The sequence below is a fragment of the Hylemonella gracilis genome (genome assembly GCF_004328645.1).
Lineage (GTDB): Bacteria > Pseudomonadota > Gammaproteobacteria > Burkholderiales > Burkholderiaceae_C > Hylemonella > Hylemonella gracilis_B.
Map to the genome: position 1 here is coordinate 901144 of NZ_CP031395.1, position 15997 is coordinate 917140.

Consider the following 15997-nt stretch of genomic DNA (forward strand, 5'->3'; position numbering starts at 1 on the left):
GGTCCAATTAGATGGACCGCCAACTTATTCCGTATCCCCCTCATGTCTGAACTGATCGAGCAACTGCAGTGGCGCTACGCCACCAAGAAAATGAACCCCGCCAAGGCGGTGCCCCAGGACAAGGTGGACCGCATCCTCGAGGCGGTGCGCCTGACGGCCACCTCCAGTGGCCTCCAGCCGTATGAAGTCATCGTCGTGACGAACAAGGCCGTGCGCGAAAAGATCCAGGCCATTGCCTGGAACCAGGCGCAGGTCACCGATGGCTCGCACCTGCTGGTGTTCGCTGCGTGGGACAACTACACGGCCGAGCGCATCAACAAGATGTTTGACCTGGTCAATGCCGAACGCGGCGTTACCAATGAAGGTTTCGAGGCCTACCGCCAGAAGCTCTTGGGCGCGTACACCAACCGTCCCGCCGAGGAAAATTACGCGCACGCGGCGCGCCAGGCCTACATCGGCGTGGGCACGGCGCTGATCGCCGCGGCAGCGGAAAAGGTCGACAGCACGCCCATGGAAGGATTCGACCCGGCGGCCCTGGACGAGGTCCTGGGCCTCAAAGCGCGCGGCCTGCGCAGCGTGGTGATCATGCCCCTGGGCTACCGCGCCGATGAAGGCGATTGGCTGGTGAACCAGAAGAAGGTGCGCCGCGGCCGCGAGGACTTCGTGACCGAAGTCCGCTGAGCCGCCGTCGGCGACTCGCTTTCAGCGACGCCGCGTTGACCTCAAACGCCCGACCGTCACGCGCGGCCGGGCGTTTTTTCTTCCTTGGTGACCAGCCAGATGCCCACGCAGACCAACAGCAAGGCCAGGCCGTTCTTCCATTCCAGGAAGCGCTCATCGAGAAAGAGCGCCGAGAGCACCGTGCCGAAGATCGGGATCATGAAGTTGAAGACCGTGATCATGCTCACCCGGTTGTGCTTGAGCAGGATGGTCCAGAGCGAGAAGGCCACCGCCGACAGCGCCACGAGGTAGGCCAGGATGCCGAGCGCGGCTGCACTGGGCAGGTTCAGGTGTCCGCCGAAGGCAAAGCCCAGCGCCAGCAGGCCCACGCCGCCGATGCCCAGTTGCCAGCCCGTGAGCACCACCGAGTCGATGCGTTGCGACACCTTTTTGCCGTAGATGCTGGCGGCCGAGAGCACGAAGGCCGCAATCACCACGAAGCCTTCGCCGAGCAGGGTGAAGTCCGGGCTCAGCAGGCTGTTGTGGAAGTTCACGACCATCACGCCCAGGAAACCCACCAGACAGCCCAGGGCCTTGTTGCCGCTCAGGCGGTCGTTGCGGTAGATGAAGTGGGCGAGCAGCACGCTGAAGAACGTCCCGGTGGCGTTCATGATGGAGCTCTTCACACCCGTGGCATAGGCCACGCCGATGTAGAAGAACACATACTGCGCCGTCGTCTGAGCCAGGCCTACCAAGGTTACCTGGCCCACGCCGCGTCGGTCGAGCGCGAACACCGGCTTGCGCGTGGCCGCCGCCACCAAGAGCAGTACAAGGCCAGCGAAGACAAAGCGCCAGCCCGCGAACACCAGCTTGGACGGAATGTCATCGGGCGCGATCTGGAACAGCGCGTAGCCGTTCTTGATGGCTGGGTAGGCGCTGCCCCAGAGCAGGCAGCACAGGGTGGCGAGCAGGAAGACGATCTTGCGGTCGGTGAAGAAGGAGGCGTGAGAGCTGGATGGAGTCATGCTTGTTTTTCGAGCAGGCGCCGCAGGTAGCGCCCTGTGTGGCTGGCCAGATTCGTGGCCAATTCTTCCGGCGTTCCTGCCCCCACCACCATCCCGCCACCCGAACCACCTTCCGGCCCCATGTCGATCAGCCAGTCCGCCGTCTTGATGACGTCGAGGTTGTGTTCGATGATGACGATGGTGTTGCCCGCGTCGCGCAGCTGGTGCAGTACCTTGAGCAGCAGTTCGATGTCGGCGAAGTGCAGGCCGGTGGTCGGTTCGTCCAGGATGTAGAGCGTGCGGCCGGTGTCGCGCTTGCTGAGTTCCAGCGCGAGCTTGACGCGTTGCGCCTCGCCGCCGGACAGCGTGGTGGCGCTCTGGCCGAGCTGGATGTAAGAAAGGCCCACATCCAGCAAGGTCTGCAGCTTGCGGGCAATCGCGGGCACGTCCTTGAAGAAGGCGTGAGCCTGCTCGACCGTCATGTCCAGGATCTGCGCGATGTTCAGGCCCTTCCACTGCACTTCCAGGGTTTCGCGGTTGTAGCGCTGGCCGTGGCAGACGTCGCAGGGCACGTAGACATCGGGCAGGAAGTGCATCTCCACCTTCACCACGCCGTCACCCTGGCAGGCCTCGCAACGGCCGCCGGCGACGTTGAAGGAGAAACGGCCCGGTCCGTAACCGCGCTCGCGCGCGGTCGGCGTTTCGGCCATCAGATCGCGGATGGCGGTGAACAGGCCGGTGTAGGTGGCCGGGTTGCTGCGTGGCGTGCGGCCGATGGGTGACTGGTCGACGTTGATGACTTTGTCGAAGCCATCCAGGCCTTCGATGGTCTCATGTGTCGCCGGCTCGTCGTGGGCGCGGTGGATCTGCTTGGCCGCCGCCGTGTAGAGCGTGTCGTTGACCAGGGTGCTCTTGCCTGAGCCGCTGACGCCGGTCACGCAGGTCAACAAGCCCACGGGGATGTCCACCGTCACGCCCCGGAGGTTGTTTCCCGTGGCGTTGACGATGCGCAGCACGTCTTTTGTCGTCTTGTGCCGCTCGGTCGGCACGGCGATGCCGCGCGCGCCGCTGAGGTACTGGCCCGTCAGCGAGGCCGGGTTGGCCTCCACCTCGCCCGGCGTGCCTTGGGCCAGGATGCGGCCACCGTGCACGCCCGCGCCTGGGCCCAGGTCGATCACGTGGTCGGCGGCCCGGATCATGTCCTCGTCGTGCTCGACCACCAGCACGCTATTGCCGAGGTTGCGCAGGTGCTGCAGCGTGGCGATCAGGCGGTCGTTGTCGCGCTGGTGCAGGCCGATGCTGGGCTCGTCCAGCACGTACATCACGCCCGTGAGGCCGCTGCCGATCTGGCTGGCCAGCCGGATGCGCTGGGATTCACCACCCGACAGCGTGTCCGCGCTGCGGTCCAGGCTGAGGTAGGACAGGCCCACGTCGTTCAGGAACTGCAGGCGCAGGCGAATCTCGCGCACCACCTTGGCGGCGATCTCGGCCTTGGCGCCCTGCATGTGCAGTGTCTCGAAATAGGCCTGGGCCTCGCGCAGCGTCGCGCGGCTGACTTCATAGATGGCGCGCGACTGCTCGCCCTCGCCGATGCGCACGAAGCGCGCCTCGGTACGCAGGCGCGTGCCCGCGCAGACGGGGCAGGGCTGCATGCTGCGCAGCCGGCCCAGGTCTTCACGCACCAGGGCCGAGTCGGTTTCGCGCCAGCGCCGCAGCATGTTCGGCAAGATGCCTTCGAAGGCGTGCGTCTTGCTGACCTTCTTGCCCGCGAAGCTGCCGGAGCCCATGGTGTAGCTGAACTTGATCTCCTCCTCGCCCGAACCGTGCAGCAGCACATGCCGGACCTGCGCCGGCAGTTCCTCGAAAGGTATCTCGACGTTGAACTTGTAGTGCTTGGCCAGGCTTTCCACCATGGCGAAGGCCACGCTGTTGCGGCGGTCCCAGCCCTTGATGGCGCCACTCGCGAGGCTCAGGGACGGAAAGGCGACCACGCGCGCCGGGTCGAAGAATTCCTGTTGGCCGATGCCATCGCATTCGGGGCAGGCGCCCTGCGGCGAGTTGAAGGAGAACAGCCGAGGCTCCAGCTCGCCGATGGAGTAGTTGCACAGTGGGCAGGCGTAGCGCGCGTTGAAGAGGTGTTCCTTCAGCGCGCCGTCCATCTCCACGACGATGGCGCGGCCCTCGGCCAGGTTCAGCGCCGCCTCGAAGCTCTCGGCCAGGCGCTGGCGCAGCGCCGCCGCTTCGCGGGCCTGCTCCGCGTCATCGCCTTCGGCCGCCATGCGCACGCGCAGCCGGTCGATCACCACGTCGATGTCGTGCTTCTCGGTTTTCTTGAGCGTGGGCAGGTCGTTGAAGTCGTGCACCTGCCCGTCGACGCGAAAACGCACATAACCACGCGCCTGCATGTCGGTGAAGAGTTCGGTGAACTCGCCCTTTTTCTGCCGCGCCACCGGGGCGACCAGCATGATCCGTAAGGATTGTTCGCCCCCACGCTCGGCACTGCCGTGTCCTCGCTGCCCCCCGGGGGGCGCTCGTCGCTTGGGGCGGCCCGGCGCTCCTCGGGCGCCAGCCCCAGCACCGCGTCCACCATCTGGCTCACGGTCTGGGCCTGCAGCGGCAGGTTGTGCTCGGGGCAGTGCGGCGTGCCGGCGCGCGCGTAGAGCAGGCGCAGGTAATCGTGGATTTCCGTCACCGTGCCCACGGTGGAGCGCGGGTTGTGGCTGGTGGCCTTTTGTTCGATGGCGATGGCCGGCGACAGGCCCTCGATCAGGTCCACCTCGGGCTTGTCCATCAACTGCAGGAACTGTCGCGCGTAGGTCGACAGGCTTTCCACGTAACGGCGCTGGCCTTCGGCGTACAGGGTGTCGAAGGCCAGGCTGGACTTGCCCGAGCCCGACAGGCCGGTGATCACCACCAGCTGGTTGCGCGGTATGTCGAGGTCGATGTTCTTGAGGTTGTGCGTGCGCGCACCACGGATGTGGATGGCCTGCTGCTGCAAGGCGCTGGCAAGGTAACGTCCTTCGTCGGGCGTGGCAGGCTGGTTCATGGGGCGTGGGCGCAGTTCGCGCGGCGGACCGGGCGGAGGGTGGGGAATGCGAAACCCACCATGATAGAGAAATCCCCGGCCGCCCGCATGGGCCCGCTTCAGCCACCGGGGCGTTGCACGGTCGGGCTTGCGGACGGAGCCGGTGACGAGGGCGGCGCGAGCACCGCGCGCACCATGTACTCGGCCAGGGCCGCGTACAGCGATCGACTGATCAGTCGCGAGATCAGGCTGGACAGCATGGCGGCGGCCATCAGGCTGAGCACCATGGCGTGGCCATCCACCATTTCCATCACGATGATGAAGGCCGTCAGCGGCGCCTGGGTCACGGCAGCCAGGAAGGCGGCCATGCCCATGGCGATCAGCGCGGGGGCCAGACCGGCCGCGCCATCCAGCGGGAACTGCGCCACGTTGTGGCCGATGCCTGCGCCGATGGAGAGGGCCGGCGCGAAGATGCCCCCCGGCACGCCGGCCCAGGACGTGAGCCAAGTGGCGACGAACTTGAGTGTGACGTAGAAGGGCGCGGCCACGGCTTGCTGCTCGCCGGCCAGCATCTGGCGCACGGTCTCCGAGCCCGCGCCGAAGGTGGCGCCGCCCGTGACCAGGCCGATGACTGCCAGCGCCAGGCCCAGGGCCATGCCGAAGCGCACCGGCCAGCGCGCGCGCCACCGGTTGAAGCGACTGGGCGCGCCCGTGAGCGAGGCGATCAGCAGGCGCGCGAACAGCCCGCCCAGCAGGCCGCAGGACACGGTCACCAGCAGGCCGGGCAGCAGCATGTCCCACCCCTGGCGCGGCACGTGGATGACGCCGAAGTAGGACAGGTTGCCGAAAGCCGAGACGCTCATCAGTCCCGCCAGCACGATGGCGGCCAGCACCAAGCCGCTGCTGCGCGACTCCAGCTTGCGCGACAGTTCCTCGATGGCGAACACCACGCCCGCCAGCGGCGCGTTGAAGGCCGCTGCGATGCCGGCCGCGCCGCCGGCCACCAGCAAGGCCTGGCGGTCGATGCTCGAACCCGGGCGCAGCCAGCGCCGCGCGTTCTGCATCACGCCCGCAGCCACCTGCACCGACGGGCCCTCGCGTCCCAGCGACAGGCCGGCCAGCAGGCCCGCCGCGCCGAGCCCGATCTTGCTCACGGCCAGGCGCAGGGAGACGAAACGATGGCCCGCATCGGGCGGCAACATCGGGTCCAGCGCGGCCATCACCTGCGGAATACCCGAGCCGCCCGCGCCTGGCGCGAACCGGCGGGTCAGCCAGACGATGCCGCCGGTCAGCAGCGGCATCCAGATCAGCACCGCCCAGGGCAGGGCGGCGTACAGGCCTTGGAACAAGCTGAAGGCCCCGTCGGACAGCAGGGTGAAGCCCACCACCGCCAGCCCGGCGACCACGGCGTGGGCCAGCACGATGGCGCGCTCCAGCCATTGGCGGCCGTTGGAAAGCTCGTTCTGGAAGTTCTGCAGGAAGTCGGTCTGCGGGTCGTGGTGCGGCGCGTCGCGCGCATCGGAGCCCTGGGGCGGGCGAGGGGGCTGGGCGTCATGCATCGGCGGGCAACAGGCGAGAACGGATGAATGAGGGCGCAACGGTGCATCGGCATCGATGCTTCCGCGCAGGGCCCCTGCGCCGGTCCATTGTGACACGCGAGATCATGGACAATGGAGGGCTGCGCCCTCACGGCGCCCTTGCTGTCCACTGTCTGCCCCCGTGCCGAGTACCTCCATCCCTTCCGTGTCCTCCTCCCCGGTGCCCGGGGCAGGGTCTACCGCGATGACGGCCACGGAGCGGCGCGCCAGTTTCTCCCTGGCCGGCATCTTCGCCCTGCGCATGCTGGGCCTGTTCCTCGTCCTGCCCGTCTTCGCGCTGGAGGCGCAGCGCTACCCCGGCGGCGACAACGTGGCGCTGGTTGGCCTGGCCATGGGCATCTACGGTCTCACGCAAGCCCTGCTGCAATTGCCCTATGGCCTGGCCTCGGACCGCTATGGCCGCAAGCGCGTCATCGTGCTGGGCTTGCTGGTGTTCGCGCTCGGCAGCCTGGTCGCCGCCCTGGCCGACCACCTGATGGGCCTCCTGGCTGGCCGAGCACTCCAGGGCGCGGGTGCCGTCTCGGCGGCGGTCTCCGCCTTGCTGGCCGACCAGACCCGCGACGCAGTGCGCACCAAGGCCATGGCCCTGGTCGGCGCCAGCATCGGGTTGATGTTCGCGCTCTCTCTGCTTCTGGCGCCGCTGCTCGCGGCCTGGATCGGCCTGAGCGGCTTGTTCTGGTTCACTGCGCTGTTGGCCTTGGGCGGCGTGGCCGTGGTGATCTGGGTTGTGCCACCCGAGGTACCGGCCGTGGTGCAAGGGGCAGAAGCTGGAGAAGCCAAGCCCGCCCCGGCTTCGCTGCGCGCGGGCCTGCGCGAGGTGCTGCGCCATCCCGGCCTGCTGCGCCTGGACGCGGGCGTTTTCCTGCTGCATGCCGTGCAACTGGCGATGTGGATGGCCGTGCCTGCCTTGCTGTTGCGCGCGGGTCTGGAGGCGCGCCACCACTGGTGGGTCTACCTGCCCGCGGTGCTGGCTTCCTTCTTCGTGATGATGGCCACCCTGTTCCCGCTGGAAAAACGGGGCTACCTGCGTGCGGTTTTCCTGGTCGCCATCGGCCTGATCGGCCTGGCGCAGCTGGGCCTGCTGGCGGCTGTCGCGGTGCTGCCCGAGGCCAGCGCTCTGGCGACGGCTGGGGCCTGGCGTGCCGTGCTGGGCGTGGTCCTGCTTGGCCTGCTGTTGTTCGTCTTTTTCTGTGGCTTCAACGTGCTGGAAGCCACGCAGCCCAGCCTGGTGTCGCGCATCGCGCCAGCCCGCGCGCGTGGCACGGCGCTGGGCGTGTACAACGCCGTGCAGTCCCTGGGCCTGTTCGTGGGTGGCGCGGGCGGTGGCTGGCTGGCCCGGCAGGGTGGTGCGTCGGCGATCTTTCTTGCCTGCACCGCTGCCATGGGCCTGTGGCTCTGGGTGGCCTGGCCCATGAAGGTGCCGGGGCGCGGCGACGTGGGGAGCCGGTGAAGTCCCGGGCCGCTGATCAGACGTTCAGAATTCGCCAAGTGTGAAACATCAGGCCGTTCGGCCGCCGGGCCATTGGCGGGATAATCGGCCCCATCATGCGCAGGACCCCGCGCATTCAGGAATCTAGGAATCAGGAGTTAGCCATGGCATCCGTTAACAAAGTCATCCTGGTCGGCAACTGCGGCCGCGACCCCGAAATCCGCTACCTGCCCTCGGGCGGCGCCGTGGCCAACATCAGCATCGCCACCACGAGCCGCCGCAAGGACCGCAATTCCGGTGAGATGGTCGAGGAAACGCAGTGGCACCGTGTCACTTTTTTCGAGCGCCTGGCCGAGATTGTGGGTGAGTACGTCAAGAAGGGCACGCCCATCTACGTCGAAGGTCGCCTGACCTACCGCAAATACACCGACAAGGACGGCATCGAGAAGAATGCCACCGACATCATCGCCAGCGAAATGCAGTTGCTCGGCGGTCGCCAGGGCATGGGCAATCCGGACGAGGACGGTGGTGGCTACGGTGGCGGTGCCAGCCGCCCGCCCGCGCGCAGCGCGGCCCCATCGGGTGGTGGTCAGCAGGGCGGCGGTTACGCACGTCCTGCGGCCGCACCCCAGCGTTCGGCCCCCGCCGCCAAGCCCGCGCCGGCCGCGGGCTCGGGCTTCGACGACATGGATGACGACATCCCATTTTGAGTCGGAAAATTAGCTTGTCTTGCCGCTCAGAAGGCCCCCGCTCTCCGTGAGCAGGGGCCTTTTGCGTGGTTCATGCCGCTTGCGCCGCACCGCGTCGCGGCAAAACCCAGTCCGGCCGCGCGAAATGGCAGGTGTAGCCCCCCGGGTGCTTTTCCAGGTAGTCCTGGTGCTCCGGTTCCGCCTCCCAGAAGTCGCCCACAGCCTCGACTTGCGTCACCACCTTGCCTGGCCACAGGCCGGAGGCCTCGACGTCCTGGATGGTGTCGATTGCTTCGCGTCGCTGCGTTTCCGACGTGACATAGATCGCCGAGCGGTACGACGTTCCGCGGTCATTGCCTTGCCGGTTGGGCGTGGTGGGGTCGTGGATCTGGAAGAAAAACTCCAGCAAGCGCCGGTAGCTCATCACGGCGGGATCGAAGACGATCTCGATCGCCTCGGCATGGGTACCGTGGTTGCGGTAGGTCGCGTTCGGCACGTCACCGCCCGAGTAACCCACCCGGGTCGACACCACACCGGGCATCTTGCGGATCAAGTCCTGCATGCCCCAGAAGCAGCCGCCTGCCAACACTGCGCGTTCAGTCGCCATCTCAGATTTCCTCCACCTGGTTCAGGTATTCCCCATAGCCCTGCGCTTGCATGTCGTCACGGTGGACGAAACGCAAGGAGGCCGAATTGATGCAGTATCGCAGCCCGCCGCGGTCCGTTGGGCCATCGGGGAAGACGTGTCCGAGATGGCTGTCGCCATGCACCGAGCGCACCTCCGTGCGCACCATGCCGTGGCTGACGTCGCGCAGTTCGTTCACGTACGCGGGCACGATGGGCTTGGTGAAGCTCGGCCAGCCGCAGCCGGACTCGAATTTGTCCGACGACGCGAACAAGGGTTCGCCCGAGACGATGTCGACATAGATGCCCGGCGCGTGGTTGTCCAGGTATTCGCCGGTGCCTGGGTACTCCGTTCCGTTGCGCTGAGTCACCCGAAATTGCTCGGGGGTCAGACGGGCGATCGCTTCGGGTGCCTTGGTGTACGTCATCTGCATTCCAGTGCCTTTCGAGGTGGGGCGGGGTCTCTGCACATGGCCCCGCGCGGGGAATTTTCAAGCGGCCGCAGCGGGGCGCCGGGGGGCGTCTGGTGTGATCGTAGTCACGGTGGCGGGACAAGCTCCGCCGCGCCGTACCCTGTCGTGCCAGTGAAATCAGGCACCCGGCCGGGCAGCAACTTGGGCCAGCTGGGCCTCCAGCTGCGCGATGCGCTGGTCACGTTCGTCGAGCGCGCGCTGCACATCCTCGGCTTCGAATCGCTGGGGGATGTGCTGGGGCAGTTCCAGTCGTAGGCCTCGACCCGGATCGTCATCTCGCGTCCGGGGTGTTCCGGGTCTGTGGAGTCCCGCACGCTCAGCCGGCCCAGGAGCTTCAGGCGTCGGCGACGCGCGTAGTCCATCAGGATCAAGGCCACGCGATCGTTGTTCGCCAAATTGCCGACGCTGATGAACTGCCGGTTGCCCGGCACGTCGGTGAACACCAGGGTCCGCGCATCAACGACGCGCAGAAAGCCTGGGCGGCCACCCCGGTGCTGCACATAGGGCCAGCCCGTTTCCGACACGGTGGCCATGTAGAAGCTGCGCTGGGCCTGGATGAAGGCCGCTTCAGACGGCCCGAGTTCAGCATGCTCAAGCTCGCCGCCCGACTCGAAGGCCCGTGCGTACTGCGCGCGACTGCCATCGCGGGCCTGAGCCGCGCGCACGGCGGGTGTGAATGTGATGTCCGCGAAAGCGTGGCTCATGGTGATCTCCTGGAGGGGCGTCCGGCAGGTGGGGACGTGTGTCGCATTGTTTTTCATGTCGCCAGATTTGATAATCTGGCTGAATCAGGAATCACTTTCTCGTAAATTGGAAAGATATGGACCGATTCGACGCCATCACCGCCTTTGTGGCGGTGGCCCGAGCGGGGGGCTTCTCGGCCGCCAGCCGCGCCCTGGGCTTGCCGGTGGCGAACGTCAGCCGCAAGGTGGCCTTGCTCGAGGAAGCGCTGGGGGTGCGGCTGTTCGTGCGGACCACGCGCCACGTGGCGCTGACCGACGGTGGCCGGCGCTACCTTGAGACCTGCAGCCGGGTCATTGATGCCTTGCGGGAGGCCGACGAGGATGTCAGCGGCGAGTACCGCGAACCCAAGGGGGACTTGGTCATCACCGCGCCGCTGGGTTTCGGCCAGCAACATCTGCAGCCGGTGGTGCACGAGTTCTTGCGCGCGTACGCACAAGTCAATGTCCACCTGCAACTGGCGGACCGCGTGCTGCCGCTGGTGGAAGAGCATGTGGACTGCGCGCTGCGCATCGGCACGCTGGCCGACAGCAGCCTGGTGGCGCGCGAACTGGGCGCCATCCGGGTCGTCGTGTGCGCGGCGCCCGCGTATCTGGAGGCGCGTGGAACGCCGCTGGATTTGTCCGCCCTCGCTGCGCACGATGGCATCAGTTGGACCGGGCTGGGGCTGCACAAGACCTGGACATTCACGCTGCGCCAGGGGGACAGGTTCACGGAGCAGCAGGTGCCGGTGCCCGTGCGCCTGGCCACGAGCACCCCAGAGTCGGCCCTGCAGGCAGCGATCGCAGGCCTGGGCCTGGTGCAGGCCACCAGTTACCAGGTGGCACCGCATGTCGCGGCCGGGCGCCTGGTGCCGCTGCTGGTCGCCCATGACAGCGCGCCCTTGCCCGTGAATCTGGTCTATCCCAGCAAGCGGCTGATACCGCTGAAGTTGCGTGAGTTTCTGGACTTTGCCGCGCCACGCCTCGAACAACGTTTGGCCGAAGTCGAGGCGGTGATGGGCGGGCGCTGAACCGCCCCGCATCGTTCGCATGCTTGGCGCACCCGAGTCCCGGGCCCGCCGTCGCAGGCGAGGGGTCACACACCCAGATAGCGCCCGGGTTTGTGGTTCAGCGCCAGGAAGGCTCCCAGCGCCAGCGCGCCCAGCACGGACTGCAGCACGCGCTCGGGCGTGACGACCAGGAAGGCCAGCAGCACGATGGGCAGGTCCACCGCGAGCTGCACCTTGCCGGCCGAATAGCCGCGCTTCTGTTGCGCCCACTGGGCCAGGATGTTGACGCCACCCACGCTGGCGTGGTGGCGCAGCAGGGCCAGCAGGCCGAAACCGATCAGCAGGCCGCCCAGCACGGCAGCCAGCCAGGGGTTGACCTGGTCGAACTGCAGCACCCGGGGCGCCAGCGCCGTGAAGACGGACACCGCCGCCACCGAGCCCAGGCTCTTGAGTGTGAATTCCAGGCCCAACTGCTTCCAGGACAGCCAGAAGAACGGCAGGCTGAAGAGGAAGAAGCACAGGCCGAGGTTCCAGCCAAAGGCGTAGCTGGCCAGGAAGGCCAGGCCGGCCACGCCGCCGATCAGGATGCCGGCGTGCTTGAACATCACCAGGCCCAGGGCGACGAAGAGCACGCCCGTGGTCAGGGCGATGGCGTCTTCCAGCCAGGTGTGGGGCACGGCCTGGATGGGGCTGGATGCAGCACCGGGCAGGGCGCTTTCCGGGGCACTGGGTGCGGGGTCGATTTTCATGGCGGGTTCGTGAACCTGGGGCAGTTGCGGGATGGGCAACAGGGGCGCGGCCGGATGGGCCGCAGGGGCGGACAACGAGGCACCCGCCACGGGTTGCATGGCGGACACGGGCGAAATTAGACACCGAAATCGCCCGGCCTGACGGGACGCCCGCCGCGCGCCGGTGGCGGTCACGGAAAAATCACGGCCTGACTGTTGCCGGCGGGCTGCAGCCATGCCAACCCAGCCGCCCCGGGCCTCAGAGCGTGAACCGGTCCGACCGCGCCCGGGGCCAGTAGTAGCGGTAGACGTTGTGCAGCTTGTCCAGCTTGGCCGTATCCAGCAACTCGCCCTCTTCCAGTTGGGTGACGAGGTTGGAGAGCAGTCGCACGTCGTTCTCGTCCACCCGGCGCACGATGTGGTGGGCCGTGATTTCGTTGGGGTGCCGCAGCCCGGCAGCCTGCACCAGCTCCTTGAGCGCGTGCAGGGTGTTGTGGTGGAAGCGGTAAACCCGCTCGGCCTTGTCCGGCACCACCAGGGCGCGCTGGCGCAGCGGGTCCTGCGTGGTCACGCCCGTGGGGCAGTGGCCGGTGTGGCAGGTCTGGGCCTGGATGCAGCCCAAGGCGAACATGAAACCACGCGCCGCGTTGCACCAGTCCGCGCCCATGGCCAGGGTACGCGCGATGTCGAAGGCGCTGACCACCTTGCCCGCCGCGCCCACGCGGATGCGCCCGCGCAGGCCCGCACCCTTGAGCGTGTTATGCACCAGCAGCAGGCCCTCCTGCAGCGGCGCGCCCACGTGGTCGGAAAACTCCAGCGGCGAGGCGCCGGTGCCGCCCTCGGCGCCGTCTACCACGATGAAGTCCGGCAGGATGCCGGTCTCCAGCATGGCCTTGACGATGCCGAACCATTCCCAGGGGTGGCCCACGCAGAACTTGAAGCCCACCGGCTTGCTGCCCGAGAGTTCACGCAACTGCTCGATGAACTGCAGCAGACCCAGCGGCGACGAGAACGCGCTGTGCGCTGGCGGTGAAATGCAGGCCAGGCCCTCAGGCACGCCGCGCGCGGCGGCGATCTCGGCCGTCACCTTGGCCGCCGGCAGGATGCCGCCATGCCCGGGCTTGGCGCCCTGGCTGAGCTTGACCTCGATCAGCTTGACCTGTGGGTCGCGCGCCTGGGCGGCGAAGCTTTGTGGGTCGAACGTGCCATCGGGGTGGCGGCAGCCAAAGTAGCCGGAGGCGATCTGCCAGATCAGGTCGCCGCCATGCACGCGGTGGTGGGCGGAGATGGAGCCCTCGCCCGTGTCGTGCGCGAAGCCGCCGCGCTTGGCGCCCGCGTTGAGCGCGAGGATGGCGTTGGCCGAGAGTGAGCCAAAGCTCATGGCCGAGATGTTGTAGACGCTCGCGTTGTAGGGGCGCTTGCGCCCCTCGCCGATGAGCACGCGGAAGTCCTGGCCGTCAATGCGCGTGGGCGCCATGGAGTGGTTGATCCACTCGTGCCCGTTGCGCGAAACGTCCAGCAGCGTGCCGAAGGGTCGGTTGTCCGGCACGCCCTTGGCGCGCTGGTAGACCAGGGAGCGCTGCGCGCGCGAAAACGGCGCGGCCTCGTTTTCTCCCTCGATGAAGTACTGGCGGATCTCGGGCCGGATGAACTCCAGCAGAAATCGCAGGTGCCCCAGCAGCGGGTAGTTGCGCAGCACCGCATGGCGCGTCTGCACCAGGTCGCGCAGGCCAATGGCCGACAGCACCGCGCCGACCAGCGTCAGCCACAGTGGCCAGCCCAGCAGGCCCAGCACCTGCAGCCAGCTCAGCGCGCTTGACCCGGCGCCCAGGTCTGCGTTGCCTGGGGCATGGGCACTGAATTCCAGAAAGGCTGACCAATCCCGGGCGCACAGGCCCAGGCCAATCAACAGGGCCAGCAGGCTCAGGCCCAGCGCGGCGTGGCGCAGCAGCAGTCGGACGGACTCGTTGATCGCGTGGCGCATGGTCGTCTCCTTGCGCTGGGGGCGCTTGTTATCAGTCCAGCGTGGCCAGCAAGGCCAGCAGGCCACGCAAGGCGTGTTCGGTGGCCGTGGCGCGCACGGCGGCGCGGTCGCCCGGCAACTGCAGCCGCTCGGCGCGCAGCAGGGGCGTGCCCGTTCCCAACTGGGCACCCCAGCCGAACCAAACCGTGCCCACCGGTTTGTCGGCGCTGCCGCCCGTGGGCCCCGCGATGCCGGTGATGGCGATGGACAGCTGCGCGGCGGAACGGGCGATGGCGCCCGCGGCCATGGCCCGCGCCACCGGCTCGCTGACGGCGCCGTGCGCCTCGATCAGCGCGGCGTCCACGCCCAGCAGCTCGGTCTTGGCGGCGTTGGAGTACGTGACAAAACCGCGCTCGAACCAGGCGCTGGAGCCCGCCAGATCCGTGCAGGCCGCTGCCACCATGCCCCCCGTGCAGCTTTCCGCCGTGGCCAGCATCCAGCCGCGCGTCAGCAATTGCGCCGCGATCTGCTGAACGAAGGCGAAAGCGGATGCTGGCATGGGTCTAAGCGGGGAACGCCGCGGAACCGGCTTTGCCGGGCCGCCAGCGTTGCCCCTTGGAGGGGGGTGGCGTAGCGAACGAAGGGCGCGGAGCCTGGGGGTGTTTCATAGGCTGCGCCAGAGCGCGAGCAGCATCAGCGTGCAGAGCGCGGCCACCAGGTCGTCGAGCAGAATGCCCCAGCCGATCTTGGTCCAGCCCCAGCGCGCGCGCGCCGGTTTGAGGCGTTCGTACAGGCGGTCGGCCCAGCCCACGGGGCCGGGTTTGACCGCGTCAAAGAAGCGGAACAGCGCGAAGGCCGCGAGCTGCTCCCAGATGCTGGCCGGCATCAGCAGCCACAGCACCAGCCAGAAGGCCACGATCTCGTCGATGACCACGCAGCGCGGGTCGCTGCTGTGCAGGTGCTTGGCCGTGAGCGAGCCGGCCCACCAGGCCACCGGCAGCGCGATGGCCAGCAGCAGCGCCCAGCGTGCCTCGGTCATCCAGGGTTGCAGCACCAGGAAGGCGGCCCAGGCCCAGAGCGTGCCCACCGTGCCGGGCGCCTTGGGCGACAGGCCCGAGCCCAGGCCCAGCGCCAGCAAGTGGGCCGGGTGCGTCAGCAGAAAGCGCCCGTTGGCGCGCACCATGCGCAGTTGCGCGCCTTCATGCCAGCTCGGCAAGGTGGGCAGCGAGTCGTGGAAGCCGGAATCCGGTTCGGATTCTTGTGGTGTAGCCATGAGGGTGGATTATGGAAGCGAAAGCGGCCGTCTTCACTGGGGCGCGCCGTCCACGAACACTTTCAGTTCGCCTGGGGTCAGGGGTATCCAGGTTTCGTCCTGAGTCAACGGGGTGGTGGCGACCACGACCACCCGGTCGGCGGGCGTGGTCAGCTCGGCCAGGTTCAGGCTCAGGTCTTCGTCGCGCAGCGTCACCCGCCCGAAGGGGTGCTGGCGCAGCGCGTAGCAGAGCTTGGTCGAGGCGTGCGCCCAAAGCGCTTCGCCATTGCTGAACAGGAAGTTGAAGACACCGTGGCGCGCGATGCGCGGCACCAGCTCGCCCAGGGTCAGGGTGAGTTCGGCCACGCTGGGCACGGTGGCGTGCGCCTTGGCCAGTTCCTGCATCAGCCAGCAGAAGGCGCGCTCGCTGTCGGTCTCGCCCACGGGGCGAAAGCCACCGTGCAGGCGCGGCGCGTAGTCCTTCAGGTCGCCGTTGTGGGCGAATACCCAGTAACGCCCCCAGAGCTCGCGCACGAAGGGGTGGCAGTTCTGCAGCGTCACCGCGCCTTGCGTGGCCTTGCGGATGTGGGCGATGACGTTGCGGCTCTTGATGGGGTAGTGGCGGATCAGTTCGGCCACGGGCGATTCGGCTGCGGCCTGGTGGTCCACGAAATGGCGCACGCCCTTGTCCTCGAAGAAGGCGATGCCCCAGCCGTCTTTGTGGTGGTCGGTGCGCCCGCCGCGCTCGGCGAAGCCGCTGAAGCTGAACATCACGTCCGTCGGCGCGATGCAATTCATACCGAGTAGCTGACACATGGCT

The 15997-nt window shown here is 67.7% G+C and carries 14 protein-coding genes and 1 pseudogene; 4 read left to right on the top strand and 11 right to left on the bottom strand.

The window, feature by feature from the left end; translation table 11 throughout:
* The first annotated feature begins 42 nt into the window (after positions 1-42).
* Positions 43-681: an NAD(P)H-dependent oxidoreductase gene (locus DW355_RS04360; protein WP_131278120.1), complete on the top strand. Its 639-nt coding sequence runs from the start codon at positions 43-45 to the stop codon at positions 679-681.
* A 56-nt stretch (positions 682-737) separates the two neighbouring features.
* Here the strand turns inward: DW355_RS04360 and DW355_RS04365 are convergent, their stop codons facing one another.
* From DW355_RS04365 to DW355_RS04375, 3 genes and pseudogenes are all read right to left on the bottom strand, one after another.
* A complete protein-coding gene (locus tag DW355_RS04365; RefSeq protein ID WP_131278121.1) occupies positions 738-1685 on the bottom strand; it encodes a DMT family transporter in 948 nt (315 codons plus the stop codon).
* Positions 1682-4710 (bottom strand): annotated as a pseudogene (uvrA, locus tag DW355_RS04370) (excinuclease ABC subunit UvrA). The gene DW355_RS04365 and the pseudogene uvrA overlap by 4 nt, the downstream one beginning before the upstream one ends.
* Before the next feature lie 98 nt (positions 4711-4808).
* Entirely contained in the window at positions 4809-6248 is a 1440-nt protein-coding gene (locus DW355_RS04375) for a chloride channel protein (RefSeq protein WP_131278122.1), read from the bottom strand.
* A gap of 223 nt (positions 6249-6471) precedes the next feature.
* Between DW355_RS04375 and DW355_RS04380 the strand changes: the two genes are divergently transcribed.
* Positions 6472-7737: an MFS transporter gene (locus DW355_RS04380; RefSeq protein WP_131282293.1), complete on the top strand. Its 1266-nt coding sequence runs from the start codon at positions 6472-6474 to the stop codon at positions 7735-7737.
* A 143-nt stretch (positions 7738-7880) separates the two neighbouring features.
* Positions 7881-8426: a single-stranded DNA-binding protein gene (gene ssb / locus DW355_RS04385; protein ID WP_131278123.1), complete on the top strand. Its 546-nt coding sequence runs from the start codon at positions 7881-7883 to the stop codon at positions 8424-8426.
* Between the two features lie 70 nt (positions 8427-8496).
* Here ssb and msrA read toward each other — a convergent pair whose 3' ends face one another.
* The 3 genes from msrA to DW355_RS04400 all read right to left on the bottom strand — a co-directional run bounded on the left by msrA (position 8497) and on the right by DW355_RS04400 (position 10206).
* Positions 8497-9012: a peptide-methionine (S)-S-oxide reductase MsrA gene (msrA, locus tag DW355_RS04390; protein WP_131278124.1), complete on the bottom strand. Its 516-nt coding sequence runs from the start codon at positions 9010-9012 to the stop codon at positions 8497-8499.
* A gap of 1 nt (position 9013) precedes the next feature.
* A complete protein-coding gene (gene msrB, locus DW355_RS04395) occupies positions 9014-9457 on the bottom strand; it encodes a peptide-methionine (R)-S-oxide reductase MsrB (RefSeq protein ID WP_131278125.1) in 444 nt (147 codons plus the stop codon).
* Between the two features lie 110 nt (positions 9458-9567).
* Positions 9568-10206: a pyridoxamine 5'-phosphate oxidase family protein gene (locus DW355_RS04400; RefSeq protein ID WP_347562743.1), complete on the bottom strand. Its 639-nt coding sequence runs from the start codon at positions 10204-10206 to the stop codon at positions 9568-9570.
* Between the two features lie 116 nt (positions 10207-10322).
* Between DW355_RS04400 and DW355_RS04405 the strand changes: the two genes are divergently transcribed.
* Positions 10323-11255, top strand: a complete 933-nt coding sequence (locus DW355_RS04405; protein WP_131278126.1) for a LysR family transcriptional regulator — start codon at positions 10323-10325, stop codon at positions 11253-11255.
* Between the two features lie 65 nt (positions 11256-11320).
* Here the strand turns inward: DW355_RS04405 and DW355_RS04410 are convergent, their stop codons facing one another.
* The 5 genes from DW355_RS04410 to DW355_RS04430 form a co-directional block, all read right to left on the bottom strand.
* Entirely contained in the window at positions 11321-11983 is a 663-nt protein-coding gene (locus DW355_RS04410) for a YitT family protein (RefSeq protein WP_131282296.1), read from the bottom strand.
* Positions 11984-12221: 238 nt separating this feature from the next.
* Entirely contained in the window at positions 12222-13946 is a 1725-nt protein-coding gene (locus tag DW355_RS04415; RefSeq protein ID WP_131278127.1) for an FMN-binding glutamate synthase family protein, read from the bottom strand.
* A gap of 31 nt (positions 13947-13977) precedes the next feature.
* Positions 13978-14484 (bottom strand): CinA family protein, encoded by a 507-nt coding sequence (locus DW355_RS04420; RefSeq protein ID WP_131278128.1) that lies wholly within the window; start codon positions 14482-14484, stop codon positions 13978-13980.
* 105 nt (positions 14485-14589) lie between these two features.
* On the bottom strand, positions 14590-15198 hold the full coding sequence (locus tag DW355_RS04425; protein ID WP_131278129.1) for a phosphatidylglycerophosphatase A family protein: 609 nt from the start codon (positions 15196-15198) through the stop codon (positions 14590-14592).
* 33 nt (positions 15199-15231) lie between these two features.
* On the bottom strand, positions 15232-15993 hold the full coding sequence (locus DW355_RS04430) for a class II glutamine amidotransferase (RefSeq protein ID WP_131278130.1): 762 nt from the start codon (positions 15991-15993) through the stop codon (positions 15232-15234).
* Positions 15994-15997: the final 4 nt, after the last annotated feature.

Excerpts from the sequence above, each read along its gene's own strand:
- DW355_RS04360 (WP_131278120.1), top strand. The coding sequence starts at position 43 with ATGTCTGAACTGATCGAGCAACTGCAGTGGCGCTACGCCACCAAGAAA.
- DW355_RS04365 (WP_131278121.1), bottom strand. The coding sequence starts at position 1,685 with ATGACTCCATCCAGCTCTCACGCCTCCTTCTTCACCGACCGCAAGATC.
- DW355_RS04375 (WP_131278122.1), bottom strand. The coding sequence starts at position 6,248 with ATGCATGACGCCCAGCCCCCTCGCCCGCCCCAGGGCTCCGATGCGCGC.
- DW355_RS04380 (WP_131282293.1), top strand. The coding sequence starts at position 6,472 with ATGACGGCCACGGAGCGGCGCGCCAGTTTCTCCCTGGCCGGCATCTTC.
- ssb (WP_131278123.1), top strand. The coding sequence starts at position 7,881 with ATGGCATCCGTTAACAAAGTCATCCTGGTCGGCAACTGCGGCCGCGAC.
- msrA (WP_131278124.1), bottom strand. The coding sequence starts at position 9,012 with ATGGCGACTGAACGCGCAGTGTTGGCAGGCGGCTGCTTCTGGGGCATG.
- msrB (WP_131278125.1), bottom strand. The coding sequence starts at position 9,457 with ATGACGTACACCAAGGCACCCGAAGCGATCGCCCGTCTGACCCCCGAG.
- DW355_RS04400 (WP_347562743.1), bottom strand. The coding sequence starts at position 10,206 with ATGAGCCACGCTTTCGCGGACATCACATTCACACCCGCCGTGCGCGCG.
- DW355_RS04405 (WP_131278126.1), top strand. The coding sequence starts at position 10,323 with ATGGACCGATTCGACGCCATCACCGCCTTTGTGGCGGTGGCCCGAGCG.
- DW355_RS04410 (WP_131282296.1), bottom strand. The coding sequence starts at position 11,983 with ATGAAAATCGACCCCGCACCCAGTGCCCCGGAAAGCGCCCTGCCCGGT.
- DW355_RS04415 (WP_131278127.1), bottom strand. The coding sequence starts at position 13,946 with ATGCGCCACGCGATCAACGAGTCCGTCCGACTGCTGCTGCGCCACGCC.
- DW355_RS04420 (WP_131278128.1), bottom strand. The coding sequence starts at position 14,484 with ATGCCAGCATCCGCTTTCGCCTTCGTTCAGCAGATCGCGGCGCAATTG.
- DW355_RS04425 (WP_131278129.1), bottom strand. The coding sequence starts at position 15,198 with ATGGCTACACCACAAGAATCCGAACCGGATTCCGGCTTCCACGACTCG.
- DW355_RS04430 (WP_131278130.1), bottom strand. The coding sequence starts at position 15,993 with ATGTGTCAGCTACTCGGTATGAATTGCATCGCGCCGACGGACGTGATG.